Annotated in this window: 15 protein-coding genes; 6 read left to right on the top strand and 9 right to left on the bottom strand. The window is 43.7% G+C overall.

From position 1 onward, the window contains the following. Positions 1–67 precede the first annotated feature (67 nt). Positions 68–595 (top strand): SixA phosphatase family protein, encoded by a 528-nt coding sequence (locus tag MN199_RS07970; RefSeq protein WP_335739011.1) that lies wholly within the window; start codon positions 68–70, stop codon positions 593–595. A gap of 51 nt (positions 596–646) precedes the next feature. Here the strand turns inward: MN199_RS07970 and MN199_RS07965 are convergent, their stop codons facing one another. The 5 genes from MN199_RS07965 to MN199_RS07945 all read right to left on the bottom strand — a co-directional run bounded on the left by MN199_RS07965 (position 647) and on the right by MN199_RS07945 (position 3,677). Beyond that, entirely contained in the window at positions 647–1,261 is a 615-nt protein-coding gene (locus MN199_RS07965) for a hypothetical protein (RefSeq protein ID WP_132584139.1), read from the bottom strand. A gap of 26 nt (positions 1,262–1,287) precedes the next feature. Beyond that, the gene (locus tag MN199_RS07960; protein WP_132584137.1) at positions 1,288–1,509 is read right to left on the bottom strand and encodes a helix-turn-helix domain-containing protein; all 222 of its coding nucleotides are present in this window, start codon (positions 1,507–1,509) and stop codon (positions 1,288–1,290) included. Between the two features lie 115 nt (positions 1,510–1,624). Further along, positions 1,625–2,383, bottom strand: a complete 759-nt coding sequence (locus MN199_RS07955; RefSeq protein WP_335739010.1) for a class I SAM-dependent DNA methyltransferase — start codon at positions 2,381–2,383, stop codon at positions 1,625–1,627. Positions 2,384–2,521: 138 nt separating this feature from the next. Beyond that, positions 2,522–2,926 (bottom strand): nucleoside diphosphate kinase regulator, encoded by a 405-nt coding sequence (gene rnk / locus MN199_RS07950; RefSeq protein ID WP_132584133.1) that lies wholly within the window; start codon positions 2,924–2,926, stop codon positions 2,522–2,524. Positions 2,927–3,266: 340 nt separating this feature from the next. After that, positions 3,267–3,677: a hypothetical protein gene (locus MN199_RS07945; protein ID WP_132584131.1), complete on the bottom strand. Its 411-nt coding sequence runs from the start codon at positions 3,675–3,677 to the stop codon at positions 3,267–3,269. A 132-nt stretch (positions 3,678–3,809) separates the two neighbouring features. Here MN199_RS07945 and MN199_RS07940 point away from each other — a divergent pair, with 132 nt between their 5' ends. Then, on the top strand, positions 3,810–4,859 hold the full coding sequence (locus MN199_RS07940; protein WP_335739009.1) for an aldo/keto reductase: 1,050 nt from the start codon (positions 3,810–3,812) through the stop codon (positions 4,857–4,859). Positions 4,860–4,952: 93 nt separating this feature from the next. Beyond that, positions 4,953–7,487, top strand: coding sequence for an EAL domain-containing protein (locus MN199_RS07935; protein ID WP_335739008.1), 2,535 nt, complete (start codon positions 4,953–4,955; stop codon positions 7,485–7,487). Positions 7,488–7,506: 19 nt separating this feature from the next. Here the strand turns inward: MN199_RS07935 and MN199_RS07930 are convergent, their stop codons facing one another. Beyond that, positions 7,507–7,884, bottom strand: coding sequence for a thiol-disulfide oxidoreductase DCC family protein (locus MN199_RS07930; RefSeq protein WP_335739007.1), 378 nt, complete (start codon positions 7,882–7,884; stop codon positions 7,507–7,509). Positions 7,885–8,005: 121 nt separating this feature from the next. Next, positions 8,006–9,844, bottom strand: coding sequence for a M1 family metallopeptidase (locus tag MN199_RS07925; RefSeq protein ID WP_335739006.1), 1,839 nt, complete (start codon positions 9,842–9,844; stop codon positions 8,006–8,008). 150 nt (positions 9,845–9,994) lie between these two features. On the opposite strand from MN199_RS07925, the gene MN199_RS07920 reads away from it, so the two are divergent. From MN199_RS07920 to mnmH, 3 genes are all read left to right on the top strand, one after another. After that, positions 9,995–11,668, top strand: coding sequence for a M28 family metallopeptidase (locus MN199_RS07920; RefSeq protein ID WP_335739005.1), 1,674 nt, complete (start codon positions 9,995–9,997; stop codon positions 11,666–11,668). 116 nt (positions 11,669–11,784) lie between these two features. Next, entirely contained in the window at positions 11,785–12,825 is a 1,041-nt protein-coding gene (gene selD, locus MN199_RS07915) for a selenide, water dikinase SelD (RefSeq protein ID WP_132584119.1), read from the top strand. Further along, positions 12,815–13,933, top strand: coding sequence for a tRNA 2-selenouridine(34) synthase MnmH (mnmH, locus tag MN199_RS07910; protein ID WP_335739004.1), 1,119 nt, complete (start codon positions 12,815–12,817; stop codon positions 13,931–13,933). Before selD ends, mnmH begins: the two co-directional genes overlap by 11 nt. Positions 13,934–14,094: 161 nt before the next feature. Here the strand turns inward: mnmH and MN199_RS07905 are convergent, their stop codons facing one another. Both MN199_RS07905 and MN199_RS07900 read right to left on the bottom strand, forming a co-directional pair. Next, complete coding sequence (locus tag MN199_RS07905) at positions 14,095–15,825, bottom strand: DUF885 domain-containing protein (RefSeq protein ID WP_335739003.1); 1,731 nt, start codon at positions 15,823–15,825, stop codon at positions 14,095–14,097. Positions 15,826–15,981: 156 nt separating this feature from the next. Further along, positions 15,982–17,673, bottom strand: coding sequence for a methyl-accepting chemotaxis protein (locus MN199_RS07900; protein WP_335739002.1), 1,692 nt, complete (start codon positions 17,671–17,673; stop codon positions 15,982–15,984). Positions 17,674–17,862: the final 189 nt, after the last annotated feature.

The following is a 17,862-nucleotide window of genomic DNA, read 5'->3' as shown; positions in this document are numbered from 1 at the left end:
CGATATTTTTTACGCTAGTTATTCTGTCATACTATGAATTAAATCAGTGTGCTAGGGAGATATTATTATGTTTGGCAAAATTAGCTTGTTGGGTCTGCTTAGCGGTGCTTTGTGTTTAATATCGCTACAGGTAACAGCTAATACTTTGTATTTTGTGCGTCATGCAGAAAAGCAAAATGTCGGTGCTGATCCAGAGCTAACCAGCTGTGGCCAAGCCAGAGCCGACGCTTTAGCCGGTTATTTTGCTAATGCTGATATAAGTGCAGTATATGCAACAGCTTATCAGCGCACACAGCAAACGGGTGCCCCGGTAGCACGGCAGCATCAGAGTAAAATTTATTTATATGATGCGAGAGATCCCAGCAGCTTATTGGGTTTATTACGTGCGGCAGAAAACCCCGTGTTGGTAGTAGGGCATAGTAATACTATTCCACAGCTTATTACTCAGTTAAGTGGTATCGATATCGCGTCACTTAGTGAGCAAGACTTCAGCATGTTATATCAAGTAGAATTGGGTGATGACGTTAGTGTAACGTTACGCCGGCAAACATTTGATTGTAATAATATGCTAGAAGCTGAGCTTGCGGCACAATAAATACTATAAACAAGATAGTACGATATGCTTTCGTACTATCTCATGTATAGGTTAAACCACTTCTAGCATCTGTGGTGGTTTTAAAAAATAAACGGCTAGCAACAGCAGTGCAACTGGAAAGACAAAAGTATTGATAGGGCTTAAAATAACACTTAATTGCAGTATGCAGCATACCAATAACACCGCGGAAAAGTATTTCAGTACACTCGGTGCGCCAGTGCGGTTAAGTAGCAATACTATACTAAGAATGAAACCCACTACCGCATAGGCAAATAGCACACCTAATGCAACAACTATTGTTAGCTCACAAATAGTGTTAATGGTCTGCTCAGAGATGCCTGAGCCGTTAAACGTTAGTACTACGTCAACTAATACGGTGGCATGAAATATAGCCACCAATATTGCCATTAGTAACAGTAATATACCGGCCGTATTGGTTGCTAAACGCTGATTAAAACTGTGGCGTAAACACAGGTAAATATACACTTCTAATGCACCAATCAGTACAAAAGCTAAGTCTGATAAGCTAAGGCTAAGTAAGTCAGCACGATATACTTCAATAAAATTTTCTACGCCAACGTCAAAGGCATAAAGCCAATAAACCGGAAATAATACGGCCAGCAGCAAAGCGGCAATTCCGGGTAAAACATAATTATGTTTAATCATAAAAGCTCCGAGTTTTTAAACTATGCCTATTGGGCGTTAGTGTCCTGTGGTAGGTATTGCAAAATATCACCAGGCTGGCAGTTCAAAGCCTGACAAATTGCTTCTAATGTACTAAAGCGGATGGCCTTTACCTTGCCGGTTTTTAATAGCGACAAATTAGTTAGTGACACACCAACTTGTTGCGACAATTCGGTAAGTGACATCTTGTTTTTAGCAAGTTGTATATCAAGATTAATTTGTATGTTCATGCGGTTAATTTAGCGCAATAAATTATGTTTATCAATAATTATTTTATGATAAACGTAAATTTATGTTTTGATTATACGTAAATACAAAATATGTAGATTACGAATTTGTTTGTCGTTAACGTTTTACGCAGGCAAAAATGGCGTTACCTGATTGGGTGTCCCAAGGCGTGAGCTTGTCGTAGTCGTGCGCCAATATGTGCACTTCAAAGTAGGGTAGGAGTAAGGCTTCAAGTTCAGTAAAGCTAACGGCCACCATAGTATGCTGGTCTTGCCAGTGTTGTGTTTGTGCAGTACAGGTTTTGCTGATACTAAGATTAAGTGCTTGTTGCTCACCTTGACCAGAATAATGCCAGCCAGATTCAAACACAAACTGGCTACCATCATGCTGTGTGCTGTGGCGCACAGAACTGTTATTACAAATTTTATCTTTATCTACCGCATTAAAACAAAAGACACCACCTGGTGTAAGCGCGTGATATACGCTGCGAATACAGTGTTGTAATTGGGCAATGCTGGCGCTGTAATGAATGGAATATAAAAAACAGGTGATTAAGTCAACCGATGTGCTTAGCGTAAATTCACACATGTTTTGTAGCATAAACTGCGCTTGTGGGCAGCGCTGCTGCGCTATGTCTAACATTGGCTGGTTAATATCTAAGCCAATGCTTTGATAACCAGCCTTAAGAAAATGATAGATATGTGGTGCGGTGCCGCAGGCTAAATCGAGGTGCGTTTTGCCACCATTACCCAGTGCTTGAGCCAGCCTTAGTACCGTGTTGGTTTGCGCCTGATAGTTAATATCGGCACACATAAGATCGTAATAACCGGACAGATCGGTATATAACGCATTGGGTAACAAGGTAGATAACAACATAGCGACGCCACCTGAGGCTAGTTTTCGGTGGCGCATTCTATAGTAGATTACGAGATAAGCGAAGCGTGAAAAATATACTGAGAAGATACTTATTTAAAGCGGTAGCCGGGTATGCCCCGGCCGGTGTCAGTATACAGTTTAGCGATGCAGTGCACCTTCACGCTCTGGTTGGTAAACTATTTCGTCAACGGTAATTGTCGACATTTCACCATGCGGTAATGGCCAATTAATGCTGTTACCAATACGTAGGCCAAGCAGGGCACTACCAACCGGGGCTAGCACAGAAATTTTACTGCCACTTTGATCTAAATCTTTTGGATAAACCAAGGTTAAGCAGCTGCTTTTGCCATCGGCGAAGCTAAAGCGCACAGTAGAGTTCATGCTTACAACATCGGCAGGAAGTTCAGCCGTCGGCACAATATTGGCGCGGTCTAGTTCTTGACGCAAGGTCGCTGCACCAACAGCGTCTGGGCTTAGGTTGTCTAATAACTGTTCTAAACGGTCACTGTCTGTAATAGAAAGCGTTATTTCTGGTGTGTTCATTTATTCAATCCTTTTAAAGTATGTGTTACATGTTGCTTCGTTAGTACGCAAAATATGAGCGCTGACGAAGCAGGGTTAGTTCGAGTTCTCTTTGTAAAGTGTTGCTAAGTAGCATAGTAGCCAGCTGTGACAGCAAAGAAATTAAAAATTAAAACTGTTCAGCCGGTTTCGCGCAGGGCAAAACCGGCCTAGGAATGGAAGGCAATAGCGATATATGATTGGTAGCACACAATTAACATTGTGGCTGGAATAACTAACAGGGTTTGCATAGCGATACCATAGTAGATTACGCGCTAAAGTTCAATCCTGTAGCGACGACATTATGGCCCGATTAGCGGCTTTAGTTATCTAATATCCAGCCGTTTTCACTTTTACGTAGTGTAATAATTTCTTTGGCCACCTGATAGTGATCGCCGGCTTTAAAATCGCCGTATTGCAGCTTCAACATACCCGCCGACATACCGTTAGCCATTTTTTCCAATGGGTTACCGGGTTTCGTGGTTTGTGCATCAATATAATCTTTAAAAGATTGTTTAAAGGTAATAGTGTACGACACCTCGGCGGCATAATGCTTGTCGTTGTCTTGCCAACCATTTAGTTTTTTTACATCGTCTACCGATATGAGTCCGTTGTAACGCTCATCAACTTGTTGCTGAAGAATGTTTTCTAATTTGGCTTCGGTAGGTTTGTCAGAGCATGCCGCTAAGCTAAGGGTTAAGATAACGGCGGTGAGTAAATGGATTAATTTCATGGTTAACTCTTTTCTGTAAGAATAATGGTTGTGATTATGATACAAAACGTTACGACACTGCTAGTGTTGTAACACTAAACTGGTGCGACAATACGCGTTAACGCAGTAGTTAATAGAATAATAGGGTTTTAGATGCAATATTCAGTATTAGGTAGTAGTAAGGTTAGGGTATCTCGGGTGTGCTTGGGGTCAATGACTTGGGGCTGTCAAAATACGCAAACCGATGCTGATGCCCAGCTAGAGTATGCTTTAGCTCAGGGTATAAATTTTGTCGATACTGCCGAGATGTATTCGGTGCCGCCATCACCACAAACCTATGGTGCAACTGAATGTATTATTGGTAATTGGTTAGCGCGTTCTGGTAAGCGCCACGAATTAGTGCTGGCAAGCAAAATGTCGGGTAATGGTTTAGCGCATATTCGCGGCGGCGGTGATATGACGCCAGAAACCTTACTGCAAGCGGTTGATGACTCGCTTATTAGATTGCAAACTGACTATATTGACCTGTACCAGCTACATTGGCCAAATAGAACCACGCCACACTTTGCACGCCATAGTGTTAATAAGCTGAGCTTTTCTAGTGTAAATGCAGAGCAGCACACTGAACAAATGCTAGGCCTGTTACAAGCGTTGCAAAGTTGCGTTAATGCTGGAAAAATTCGGTATTGTGGTTTGTCTAATGATACGCCCTGGGGAATAAATCAGTATCTTAAACTAAGTGCAGAGCATAACTTGCCACGCATGGTGTCTATTCAAAATGAGTTTAGCGCTTTGCATACCAAAGACTGGCCGTATTTAATTGAGCAATGTGTACATGAGGATATTGCCTATTTACCTTGGTCGCCATTGGCGGGCGGAGCATTAAGCGGTAAGTATTTACAGGGTAAACGCCCCGAGGGCACGCGTTGGAGTATGTTGCAACGTAATGGTTTATTTAGAGATACGCCAGAGTCTGACCAAGCTATCGCCGCGTTTAATAGCTTAGCGCATGATCATGGTATAGCGGCAACAAGCTTAGCCTTGGCGTGGGTTAATCAGGTAGACGGTGTTACCTCTACTATTATTGGCGCAACTAGTATGGCGCAATTACAGCAAAACATTGCTGCCTTTACCCTGAACTTAACGCCAGCAATACAAGATGATATCGCGCTGTTTTTGCGTCAACATAGCTTACCGTTTTGATGCTGGTCTCGTTAACAATGTGATTTATAGTTTCTCGCTTGTGGTACGACCAAGGCTGGGCAATACTGGACGTCAAATTCTATAGCCGTGTTTATGAGTCGTACTATGCTGCTTGCCTTTACCTCTGACACCACTAACTTGTCTGTTGCTTATCATGGCCATCATGCGATGGCGTTAGTATTATTATCATTACTCATTGCCATACTGGCTGCTTATACTAGTTTTAGCCATCGCCACCTAATGCAGGGGGCTGCTAAGCCGGTGTCACGTTATTTATGGCATACCAGTGGCGCCATAGCTATGGGCTTGGGTGTTTGGGCTATGCACTTTACCGGTATGATGTCGCTACAACTGCCAGTCGACGTAAATTACCGCCTCGATTTAACGCTTATCTCAGTATTACCCGCAATTATTGCCGCTGTTGTTACGCTTAATGTTGTGGCTGCACCACAGCAAAGTGCCGGGCGTATTCTGGTGGGTGGCGTATTAATGGGCGCTGGTATTGGCTGTATGCATTATATCGGCATGGCAGCTATGGTGCTGCAAGCTGAACGTTTATATGTGCCGGAAATTTTTGCGTTATCTATTTTGGTTGCCGTACTCATGGCAGTATTGGCGTTAGCCGTTCGGCCTTGGCTTAATAATATACTGCGCAATAAGCTGCTATTAGAGATTATTAGCTCGGTTGTGATGGGCATGGCCATTGCCAGTATGCATTATGTGGCGATGCACGCTACGGTATTTGTACCAACATTATCGCCTAACACCATTAGCAGTATTGTACTGAACAAAGCTACTTTAGGCACATTAGCCGTAGTGGTTGCTGTGGCTATTTTATTATTGGCTACGGTTGCCGTTATTATGCGACAACGCGTTAGTAGTGCCGAGCACAACACAGATAAAGCTAATGAACATGCCAAAATGCTTGCTATTAGGTTACAGCGTATTGCCTCTAGGGTGCCAGGCTTAGTGTATGAATTCAGATTAGACGATAATGGCAGCTTTACCTTTCCTTACGCCAGTGATGCTATACAAGATTATTACGGTGTTAGCCCAGAACAAGCTCAGCTTGATGCTATGCCGATAATGCTAGCGATACATCCGGATGATCGTGACGCTATGCGTCAGTCTATTTATGATTCGGCGCAAAGTTTATCACCCTGGCATCATGAATATCGTGTACAAAACGCAAATGGTGATATTCGCTGGTTGCTTGGTAATGCAATGCCAGAGCGTGATGAAACTGGTGTGAGTTGGAGCGGCTTTATTACCGATATTTCGCAGCGTAAAGCCACCGAGCAACATATTTATCAGCTGGCCTTTTTTGACGGTTTAACCGGCTTATTTAATCGGCGTAAAATTCAGCAATGTTTACAAGATTTACTCGAACAATTTGATGGTGAGGCGCAAAGTGGCTCAGTAATTTTGGTAGATATTGATGATTTTAAACGAATAAATGATACCCAAGGCCATAAAGCTGGCGATGAATTATTAAAACAAGTGGCGGCTAGGTTGGCGCAATTTGCGCCGGTGGGCAGTATTTGTGGTCGTTTAGGGAGTGATGAATTTGTTTTGCTGGTAAATAGTTTGCCGTCGCAGTTACCGCTGGCTGAGCAACAACTTAAAGAGTTTGCTGCAGAGCTACGTAAGGCTTTACAACAGCCTTACGCGATTGGCGGCCATTACTATAGTAGTAGCGTTAGTTTAGGCTATTCGGTGTTTAACAATTTGCACGCCAATGCGGATGAATTATTAAAGCAAGCGGACATTGCGGTTTCTCATGCCAAAACGGCTGGCGGTAATAGCCAGTCGATGTTTGCACCACAAATGTATCAGAATATTCAGCAGCGTTTTAACATGGAGCAGGCGTTAGTTAATGCCATAGAGCAGCAACAGTTTAGTTTGTATTATCAGCCACAAGTAACCGATACCGGCAGAGTGATTGGTGTTGAAGCGCTGTTGCGCTGGTTTCACCCTGATTTGGGCGCAATTTCACCAGCAACCTTTATACCGGTGGCAGAAGAAACAGGGCTAATTGAAGATATCGGGTTTTGGGTATTACATCAGGCTTGTCAGCAATTACAAAAATGGCAAACTGATCCCCAACTAGTCGGTATCACCATGTCAGTTAATATTAGTGCCCAGCAGTTCTATTTGCCGGAGTTTGTTAGCTTAGTAGAACAGTGTTTACGCCAATATAACCTGACACCCGAATACCTAATGTTAGAACTAACCGAAAGCTTGGTATTGGCTGATTTAGATGATGCGGTAGCACGTATGCAGCAAATTAAGCAGTTAGGTGTTAAGTTTTCGATGGATGATTTTGGCACTGGTTATTCGTCATTATCTTACTTATCGCGCTTACCGTTTGATGAAGTAAAAATAGATCAGTACTTTGTCCGCAGTGGCAGCACAGGACAACCCCGAGACTGGGTAATTGTTGATGCTATTGTTGGTATTGCTAATACTTATGGCATGAAACTAGTAGCGGAAGGTGTCGAAACTCATGAGCAACAACAACTATTACAACAAAGTGGCTGTCGTTGTTATCAAGGCTATCTGTATGCTAAACCCGCACCAGCCGCTGATACTGCACAATGGATAAAGCAGTACTTACTGTCGCATTAAGTAGTAACCTAGCACGCCGTTATTCTGCTTTATCGGCGTGGTTTAACTTTTTAAGTAACTCGCACTGGCCATCACTGCACCGTATGCGTTTATTGGCCCAAAATCTATAGCCTCTACTGGCTAACCAATAGCAGGGCGGAAAACGTAAGAAATTTACTAGCCAGTTATGCCCAGCCAGTTGCCAGTAGTGCAGTGTGGCATCAATGCCAATGAGGAAGTGGTCTTCATTCCATAAATGAATTTGCTGCATCATCGATGCTTTAGCCACACCCGCATAACCAGTGAAGTTAGCAAGACTAATATCTACCAGCTGCATGTGAGGGCTAAGTTTAGGTGCCAACCAAGAAATTTCACGTAAGCAAAGTTTACAGCTGCCATCAAAAAAAAGTTTTTTCATCGTTATGCCCGTTAGGTTAAACGTAATACTAGTGAAAAACGTATTCTGCTAACGGGTATACGCTTATTGGCGGGTTTGGATCAGCGCCGGCACCCATTTAATGGTGCCGGCCTCTGGTTTACTATTTTAGTAGCTCATCAACCGTGCTTTGTGATAGCGGGTGATAACCTGGGCGCGCTTTTTCGTAAACCGCACGGGCAAAGGCTAAACCTTCTGGCGTTACTGCAAGTTGTTTATATAACGGGATGATCAGTTTACGACGACCAATCTTAATTAAGTATTGCTCTAACGCTGGGGCAATTTCTTGATAGCCGGTTTTTAATGCGATTAAAAACCAGGCGTGGGCAATTTCAGCGTTAGTGGAATGGGTAAGATCAAAGGTGTTATCTAACTCGGCCATTTGCTCGGCGCTAATATTTAGCGGCAAATTATTAATAAAATACAACCACTCATGCACCGTCCAATTGCTGGTCGGAACATCAGCCAAGGGCTGCTCGCCGTTAAGCCAAGCTCTGGCTTGTTGTTGCACCTGATTAAATGCATCTGATTTAGGATCTGGCGCGTTAGCTGGCAGACCTGTGCCGTATATCCACTCTTTTACCTGCTCTAGCGTTACCGTATTGGGATACTTTTGCAGTAAATTAAGCTGTAAATACTGAATAAAGTCGGTGGTGTTAATACTTTGAAACGCATGATCGTTAAAATACTGCTGTACAAAGGGGTCAAACTTGTCTCGGCCAAACTGTTGCTCTAAAAACATTAAGAACATCTGACCTTTGGTATAAGGGATACCACTAAACGCATCATCAGGATCGCGACCGGCTAAATCGATGTACAACATCGTGTCGGCTGGCGGCAAATTGGCGATCTCTTCTTTTAAACCTTGTATCGCCAGGGCTTGTTCCATTACCGCACGGTCGGTACCAAATACCTGCTCCATAATGCGGTTTTCTACGTAGGAGGTAAAACCTTCATTTAGCCACAGATCTCGCCAGCTCGCATTAGTCACTAAATTACCTGACCAAGAGTGTGATAACTCATGCGCAATTAAACTGACTAGGCTGCTATCGCCCGCTACTGCGGTAGGGGTAATAAATGACAGTTCTGGGTTTTCCATGCCGCCAAAAGGAAAGCTGGGCGGCAGCATTAATAAATCGTAACGTCCCCAGCGGTAATCGCCGTACAGTTTTTCAGTAGCATTAATCATTGCTTGCGTACTTGCGAACTCGTCGGCCGCTGCAGTTAAAATATAGGGCTCAGCATAAACACCAGTTTGCTGGCTCATGGCTTTAAATTGTAAGTCGCCTGCGGCGATGGCAATTAAATAGGCAGGTATCGCTTTAGACATGACAAATTGGTAATCGCCATCGCGAACCATACCAGGTTCATTGCTGGCGCTCATGATGGCCAGTATGTTATCAGGCGCATGAATACGCGCGGTGTACGTCATGCGCACTGCTGGTGTATCTTGAATTGGTATCCAGCTACGAGCATGAATAGCCTGATTTTGGCTAAACATAAAAGGGGTGGTTTTACCGGCCGTTTGTTCTGGGGTTAACCACTGTAAGCCGGAAGCCTTATCGGTTGAACTGTAGTAAATGCGCAGCGTTTGTGCTTTAAACGACGGTGTAATACTTAATTTGCTGCCGAGTATGTCGTCCCGCTTTGCCAATGAAAATGGCACTTTTACCCAGTTACCGTCGGCCCGTTTTGCGTAAATGCGATCTATTAATAGATCTCGCGTATCTAAGTAGATGTTGTTAGCGCTGTTATCTAGCCACTTAAGTTGTAAATCAGCGAAGCCGGTTAAGGCTTTTTGGGCAAAATTTAGATTTAAATCTAAATGCAGATGATTTACGACAACAGCCTCATAATTGGCATAGCTATGAGCATCGGTATTAGCCATAACATAGCTGCTGCATAGCAAGCCGGCGGCGAGGGGAATAAGTCGAGCAGACATGGTTGTTCTTTCCTTGCAACGATAAGAATAAGCAGTGTACTGGCAAACTAATAATAATTACAAGGTAACAGCTAGTCGCAATTTTGTCGTTTCCACTGGCATTATACGTTAAGGTAAGCGTTGGCTTTTTCTGTTGTAAAAGGAAAATAAATGAAACACCCTTCTGGTTATACGCTAGCACTAATTGGTGCTGCTGCGTTGTTATCGGTGTCATGCGCCGAGCAAAAAACCGCACTCTTAGCGGATAAGGAAATAGTACAAACTGACTTTAGTGATAATTTTGCTGGTTATTTTCAGCATATCGCCTCAGATGAAATGTTGGGGCGAGCACCTGCAACCAAGGGTGAAGAAGTTACCGTAAGTTACCTTGAACAGCAGTTTGCTCGTATTGGTTTAACGCCATACAGCGGTGATAGCTATCGCCAGCCAGTACCCGTGGTGCAAATTGATCCGGTTAAGGTATCAGCATTAACGCTAACGGATAGTAGCGGCAAAACCCGTAGCTTAGGTTATAAAACCGATATGATGGCTTGGTCTACGCGGATGGTACCGCAAGTTGATGTTGCCAATAGTGACGTGGTGTTTGTGGGTTACGGCATAGTAGCGCCGGAGTATAACTGGAACGATTACGCCGGTTTAGACGTAAAAGGTAAAACCGTGGTGATATTAGTTAACGACCCCGGTTATGCCACGCAAGATGACGCGCTGTTTACCGGCAATGCCATGACTTACTACGGCCGCTGGACCTACAAATATGAAGAGGCCGCGCGCCAAGGCGCAGCAATGGCGCTTATTGTGCACGAAACCGACGCTGCCAGTTATGGTTGGAACGTGGTTGCTGGCACTAGCCCAATACGCTTTGAGCTAGCAAATGATAATAAAAACATGGACCGCTCAGAAGTCTACGGCTGGTTGTCGTTAGGTGCTGCAGAGCAACTATTCGCTGCTAATAACACCTCATTAGAGCAACTGCGGGAAAAGGCACTAAAACGCGATTTTAAACCTGTGCCGTTAAATGCTAAAGCCGCAGTAAGTATTAGCAATAACCTGCGTGAGTTAACGTCAAGCAATGTGATTGGTTATATTAAAGGCACTGAGCAGCCTGATGAAGCCATTATTTATATGGCTCATTGGGATCATTTCGGTTTAGATTTTAGTCGTCCAGACGATAAAATATTTAACGGCGCGCAAGATAACGCCGGTGGTGTTGCAGCTTTGTTAGCTTTAGCAGAAAAATTTAAAGCTGGCCCGCCGCCGAAGCGCTCAGTTGCTTTTGTTGCTGTTACTGCAGAAGAGCGTGGTTTGCTAGGTTCTGCCTGGTATGCTGATAACCCTCTATTTCCGGTGAATAAAACCGTCGCCGGTATTAATATGGATGTGCTAAACGTGTACGGCCCAATGCGTGATGTTTTAGTATTTGGCTATGGCAGCTCCGAACTTGAACCAATACTAGCGAAATATGCTAAGCAACAAAACCGCTATATTGCGCCAGAGCCAACACCGCAAGACGGTTTTTATTATCGCTCAGACCATTTTAATTTAGCGAAAAAAGGCGTGCCGATGTTATATGCGCGCGGCGGTGTGGATAGCTTTGTTAATGGTAAAGATTGGGGTTTAGAACAGCGCCGTATTTATGTGCGCGATTATTATCATAAAGTTACCGACGAGTTTGACCCAAACTGGGATTTACGTGGCAGCCAACAAGATCTATATTTGTTTTTTCAGGTAGGCACCGAGCTAGCCAATAGCTCTAGCTGGCCGAATTGGCATCAGGGTAAAGAGTTTCGCACCATTCGGGACCATTCACTGAAGGCTACACACTAAATAGACTAGCGGCTAGGGTTTTGCCTTAGCCGCTATATCAGAAATTGCTGCTGGCTCTTGTGCTTGAGCCATGCTTTCGTTATGTTACCGCCACTAGGTTATAGCCAAGTTTATATATGTCTGATTTTTCCTCTATTAATTTAACAGAATACAGTCACGGTGCCGGTTGCGGGTGTAAAATCTCGCCTCAGGTATTGGATAAAATACTCGTTTCTTCACTGCAATTTACCGATCCTAATTTACTGGTAGGCAATAGCAGTAAAGATGATGCGGCAGCATACGATTTAGGTGACGGCAGTGCCGTGCTAAGTACCACCGATTTTTTTATGCCAATAGTTGACGACGCCTTTGATTTTGGCCGCATTGCGGCAACTAACGCCATAAGTGACATTTACGCTATGGGCGGCAAGCCGATGCTGGCTATTGCTATTTTAGGCTGGCCAGTCAATAAATTACCGCCAGAGTTAGCGCAACAAGTACTGGAAGGTGGGCGACAAGCCTGTAAAGACGCCGGCATAATGTTAGCTGGCGGTCATAGTATTGACGCGCCAGAGCCTATTTTCGGCTTAGCCGTTACTGGCCGAGTAAATATTGCTCAGTTAAAACGTAACAATACGGCCAAAGCCGGTGATAGGTTATATTTAACTAAGCCGCTAGGCGTAGGTATTTTAACTACAGCGCAAAAGCAGAAAAAGCTGCAACCAGAACATGCGAACCTTGCGCGCGATTCTATGGTGCAACTCAATAGTATTGGTGCCGAAATAGCGCAGCTGGAGGGCATTTCGGCCATGACCGATGTTACTGGCTTTGGTTTGCTGGGCCATTTGGTTGAAATGTGTGAAGGCAGTGGTGTGCGCGCCGAGATTGATAGCCATACTGTGCCGGTTTTACCACATATTAACGAATACATTAAGCTGGGTTGCATTCCGGGTGGTAGCGGTCGTAATTTTGCCAGCTATGGCGGTAAAGTTTCGGCGTTAACTGTAGAACAACAAGCGTTATTGTGTGATCCACAAACCAGTGGTGGCTTGCTAGTGGCGGTAAGCCCCGAAGCTGAAGCGGCGTTTATTCATTTGGCGGTAGCCCACGATTTAGTACTGAGCCCAATTGGCGAGTTAAAGTCAGCGAGAAAAGGCCACCTTATTCGTGTTCGCTAAACAGCCTAACCACTTGCCATTGCTTGACAATTATCATGACATTTTACGCCAGCAGCCCGCGCTGCTGGATTTACGTGCACCAATAGAGTTTAGTAAAGGCGCATTTAAGCATAGCTATAATTTACCATTGATGAGCGATAGCGAGCGGGCTGCCGTTGGTACTTGCTATAAACAGCAAGGCCAACAGGCTGCCATAGAACTGGGCCATCAGCTGGTTACTGGTGAAGTTAAACAAGCTAGAATAGCCAGCTGGCAGCAATTTGCGCAAGCTAACCCGAATGGCATGCTGTATTGCGCCAGAGGCGGGTTGCGCTCACAAATTGCCCAGCAATGGTTGGCTGACAGCGGCGTAATTTACCCGCGTATTAAAGGCGGCTTTAAAGCACTGCGTAATGCGGCAATTGATGTTATTAATCACGCCGCAACGGAAAAACTATTACTGCTTGGTGGGCCAACCGGCAGTGGTAAAACTCGGTTGTTACAACAATTACACGCCGTAGATTTAGAAGCACTTGCTAATCATCGTGGCTCGTCATTTGGCCGCCGGCTATCAGCACAGCCCGAACAAATACGCTTTGAAAACGATTTAGCCGGCGCTATTTTGCAGGTAATGGCAACCAACCCCAGCTACTTGTTATTAGAAGATGAAAGCTTATTAATTGGCCAGCGTAATATTCCCGCGCTGTTACACCAAGCTATGCAGCGTGGGCCATTATTGTTATTAGAAGAACCGCTAACTGAGCGGGTTGAAGTGATACTGCAAGACTATATTATCGATTTACAACTGGAAGCTCAGCAACATAATGCAGAGCAAGGCTTTGCTATCTATAGCGACATGTTGCAACAAGCGATGCTGCGTATTCGTAAGCGTTTAGGCGGGGCACTATATGCGCAGTTACAAACATTGTTACAACAGGCATTGCTTGAGCAGCAGCAAAGCGGCGATATCCATTTACATCGGCTTTGGATCAAGCGGTTATTAACCGATTATTACGATCCTATGTATGCGTATCAGCTAAAAAAACGCAATGTGCCGATAATTATGCGCGGCAATGCTGAGCAGCTGCTACAGTGGTGGCAACAACTACCGCATTCCAAGCATGTGTAGCCTTATATAAACCGTACTTAATTACTTAGCGTGGTTTAGTTGCCGCAAATAGAGGTACCGAGCAGGCTATGACAGATAGCGATGATATTAAGCAGCTAAAACAGTTACACCGGCAATTACTCGATGGTGTGTAATATGCCGGTGCTGTGCTAACAGGCTGCTTATTGTTGCTTGGCTATCCATTCTAACGTTAGCTGTTCTAATAGCTCTAGTGGCAGGCTACCGGATTGTAAGATTTGTTGGTGAAACAAACGAATATCAAATTTATCACCGAGTTGTTGTTCAGCTTGCTGGCGCAATTGGCGAATTTTTATTTCACCAATTTTGTACGACAAGGCTTGCGCTGGCCAAGTTATATAACGGTCAATTTGTGCTTCCACTTCGGGCATTGTTAGCGCAGTATTATCGGCTAGATAATCTATAGCTTGTTGACGGCTCCAGCCCATCGCATGCATGCCAGTGTCTACCACTAAACGACAAGCACGCCACGTCTCATAGGTTAGTCGGCCAAAGTCGCTGTACGGATCTTGATAAAAACCCATTTCTTTCCCTAAGCTTTCGGCATATAAGCCCCAGCCTTCACCATAAGCACTATGGTATAGGGTTTTGCGAAATTCGGGCATATCCATTTCTTGTGCTAAAGCACTTTGCAAATGATGACCGGGCTCTGCTTCATGAAATGTAAGGGCTTCTAAGTTATAGAGTGGCGCACTGCGCAAGTCATTTGCACCAATAAAGTAGGTGCCTGATGTGGTGCCACTGCCATCTGATGCCACATAATACGCGCCACTATTGGGGCTGGCTTTAACGTCAAAGGTGTTTCTGGGCAGGGTGGCAAACCATTTGGGCAACTGACCGGCCATTTTACGGGTAATGTAGCTGGTTTTTTCCAGTAACTGCTGTGGTGAATTGGCATAAAACTGATCATCAGTACGTAAAAAGTTAATAAAGGCTTTAAAATCGCCTTTAAATCCAACGTCTTTAATAATTTTCGTCATCTGTAAACGAATACGTTTTACCTCATCTATACCAAGCTGATGGATCTGCTCTGGCGTCATATTGGTTGTAGTGTAAAAGTTAATCAGGTACTGATAATACGCTTTGCCATCTTCTAGAGCAGTAATGCCGACCTCTTTACGACAAGCCGGCATATATTCTTGGCTAAAGAACGTATATAGCTTGGCGTACTCAGGAATTACTGTTTCAGTAATCAGCTTTTTACCGTTAGCTTGATAATAATCTTGCTGTGCTTGGCTAAACTGGGCCGGTTGCTTGGCTAAAGGTGCATAAAATACGCTGTCAGTAACCTTGTTTACAATATGTTGGCTAATGGTTTTATCGTAATTAGCAAAGCTATCACAGTACTGGGTGTAACCTTTCTTAATAGCTTGACGCATATCGTCAATATGTTGCTGATTGTAGCGCGGAAAATCAGCCAAGCTAATAAGATAGTTATCGTAATCTTGCTTAGTTAAAAACGACATATTATCTGGTGCGCCGGCAAAATAACTGTGGTAACCAGAATAAGCCTGCATTGGAAACATATAATCAAATTGCTGATAGCTTTGCGCTTCTGTTTCCCGCTCGTATTTAAATAAGCGTAAAGTGATGCTATCCGCGGCTGAGAGCGTATCAGGCTTAATTTTCGCGAGCTGTTGCAACATACGTTGATTAAAGGCTTCACGCCGCTCACGTCCCGCTTTGGACATATCCGGTAATTTGCCATTCATGCGAAATGCGTCAGGGTCTTTGCGAAAGAAAATTTGTTCTTTATTAGCCTGTGCCCAGTGCTCAGCAAGCAACTGCTGTAGCTGCTCGGTAGCACTGGTTGCATAGCTTTGTGGGGTAAATACTAGCAGTGTGGCAGCAGATAAACATTGACCCAGCGTCATAGCCTGTATCCCATTACAAGGTTGTTTTTATTGTAATGTTATACCACAGCTAGTTTTAACCGACTATTACTGGCACTGTAAAGTCGCTGTTATTTAAAGTCGAAAACAGCGACGAGGTATTTTATTGTTACGGTGCAAGCACGCTATTTTGTGCATTTACACTTTAAATTCAGAGGATATTTTTACCAGCTGCGTCATGCTGTTACTTAACTCATGTAATTTTGTCGGCAAGCCGGTGATGGCTGTTTTCATATTTAACGACAGATCTTTGACTCGGGTAATATTACTAGAAATTTCGCTTGATACAGCGAGTTGCTCTTCCGTTGCTGCTGCGATCGATGTATTTAAATTATGAATTTCGGCTGAGGCATTACCAATTTCGGATAGTGAATCCGATGCTTGTTGTACCTTATCTTGGGTGCTTAACATCAAGCTATTACTGTCGTTAATGGCAATTCGCGTTTGTTCAGATTTTTGTTGTAAATTGGCAATCATTTGCTCAATTTCTTTCGTAGATTGAGAAGTACGTTGCGCTAGGGTTCTTACTTCGTCGGCAACGACAGCAAAACCGCGGCCTTGTTCTCCGGCTCTGGCCGCTTCAATTGCCGCATTTAGTGCTAACAGATTAGTTTGTTCAGCAATAGACTTAATAACATCGAGCACATTACCTACATTTTTACTTTCATCAGATAATGCCTGAATTAACGAGCTGTTATGTGCCAAGTTGGTTGATAGTGACTGCATTTCATTAACTGCTACCGAGAATAAGCGTAAGCCGGAGTCGACATGATCTTCACTTTTAGCGGCCTGAATTTCGGCATTTTGCGTGCTTTCTGACACCGAAGCAAGGGCTGTAGTCATTTGCTCTATCGCGACAGCGGCCATTTCTAGCTCTTCCATTTGCGAGGTTGCCTGTTGGCTACTATCACGGGCTAAGGACGCGACCACGTCGGTAACAATAGCCACTTGGTTAGTTGCGGTATTAATAGCTTTATAGCTAGATTGAAATAACTGTAGCAACTCATTGAAATTTCCAGCAATAGCACCAATTTCAGATTGGCTTTTGTCTGATAAACGGCTAGTTAAATCTTTACTTTTATTGATATTTAACAGTTCTTGAGAAATGGTACTGATCGGTGTGGTTATTTTGGTTTTTACAATTATATAACCAATAATACAGCCCAAGATACCAAGACAAACCACGAGTGTGGTTAGCATAACAAACCAGGCAACAGATGCCATTGCCGCTTCATATTGTGTTTTAGTTCGTTGTTCAAGTGCTAGAAAAAACTCATTTATTGGCTGCATGACACGCGCTTTTTCTTGATGATATTTTTCGCCATTTAGTAAGCTAATAGCCTCTAATTGCTGTTGTTCGCTGTGCGCAGGGTTATCAATAATGTTCATTGCGTTAACTTCAAGCTCAACTAACTGGTTTGAATTGTTTTCTGCTTGTTGTAATAGCTCAAATTCTTTAGCGCTAAAGTTCAGTTCGCGCATCCGCGCTTGTAACGACTGAGTCTTACCGTCTTGTCTGGGCTTATCGCCGTAATCAAGTACTAGGTCCCAATAGATACCTTCATAACCTTCGGGCCGATTTTTATTGCCGCTACGAATAGCAACGACGTCGTTATACATCTTTTTATATTGAGCATTGCCGGTGGCCACATAAGTGCGGGAAAAACGGGTAAGTTCATCCGAACTATGCCTTAATTCATCGGCAGCTTGATACGATTTGTAGCGTAATTGCGACATATCGCCAAGATTATTGACTTGGGTTTTTAGGTGAAACACTAGCGCTACCGACAGCGCAAAGATAAGTAGTATTACTGCAAACACGAGCGTCATTAGGCGTTGAACCATAATATCTACTACCTATTTTATTGTTATATACCTTTGATTATTGCGACAAATTGTCTAAATACAAATGTTGAAACGTTAAAAATAGCATGAGGTAATTGTTCTGAATTAGCCAAGGTTTTTAAATATATTTCTGTTTATCGTATTGCAGCCTGCGTATGCTAAGGTGATACCACA

This window comes from Rheinheimera metallidurans, from assembly GCF_036983985.1.
In the GTDB taxonomy this organism is placed as follows: domain Bacteria; phylum Pseudomonadota; class Gammaproteobacteria; order Enterobacterales; family Alteromonadaceae; genus Alishewanella; species Alishewanella metallidurans.
This window is presented reverse-complemented; position numbering and strand designations above follow the sequence as displayed.

What these genes read in the sequence shown, in the direction of transcription:
- MN199_RS07970 (WP_335739011.1), top strand. Translation starts at nt 68, where the DNA reads ATGTTTGGCAAAATTAGCTTGTTGGGTCTGCTTAGCGGTGCTTTGTGT.
- MN199_RS07965 (WP_132584139.1), bottom strand. Translation starts at nt 1,261, where the DNA reads ATGATTAAACATAATTATGTTTTACCCGGAATTGCCGCTTTGCTGCTG.
- MN199_RS07960 (WP_132584137.1), bottom strand. Translation starts at nt 1,509, where the DNA reads ATGAACATACAAATTAATCTTGATATACAACTTGCTAAAAACAAGATG.
- MN199_RS07955 (WP_335739010.1), bottom strand. Translation starts at nt 2,383, where the DNA reads ATGTTGTTATCTACCTTGTTACCCAATGCGTTATATACCGATCTGTCC.
- rnk (WP_132584133.1), bottom strand. Translation starts at nt 2,926, where the DNA reads ATGAACACACCAGAAATAACGCTTTCTATTACAGACAGTGACCGTTTA.
- MN199_RS07945 (WP_132584131.1), bottom strand. Translation starts at nt 3,677, where the DNA reads ATGAAATTAATCCATTTACTCACCGCCGTTATCTTAACCCTTAGCTTA.
- MN199_RS07940 (WP_335739009.1), top strand. Translation starts at nt 3,810, where the DNA reads ATGCAATATTCAGTATTAGGTAGTAGTAAGGTTAGGGTATCTCGGGTG.
- MN199_RS07935 (WP_335739008.1), top strand. Translation starts at nt 4,953, where the DNA reads ATGAGTCGTACTATGCTGCTTGCCTTTACCTCTGACACCACTAACTTG.
- MN199_RS07930 (WP_335739007.1), bottom strand. Translation starts at nt 7,884, where the DNA reads ATGAAAAAACTTTTTTTTGATGGCAGCTGTAAACTTTGCTTACGTGAA.
- MN199_RS07925 (WP_335739006.1), bottom strand. Translation starts at nt 9,844, where the DNA reads ATGTCTGCTCGACTTATTCCCCTCGCCGCCGGCTTGCTATGCAGCAGC.
- MN199_RS07920 (WP_335739005.1), top strand. Translation starts at nt 9,995, where the DNA reads ATGAAACACCCTTCTGGTTATACGCTAGCACTAATTGGTGCTGCTGCG.
- selD (WP_132584119.1), top strand. Translation starts at nt 11,785, where the DNA reads ATGTCTGATTTTTCCTCTATTAATTTAACAGAATACAGTCACGGTGCC.
- MN199_RS07905 (WP_335739003.1), bottom strand. Translation starts at nt 15,825, where the DNA reads ATGACGCTGGGTCAATGTTTATCTGCTGCCACACTGCTAGTATTTACC.
- MN199_RS07900 (WP_335739002.1), bottom strand. Translation starts at nt 17,673, where the DNA reads ATGACGCTCGTGTTTGCAGTAATACTACTTATCTTTGCGCTGTCGGTA.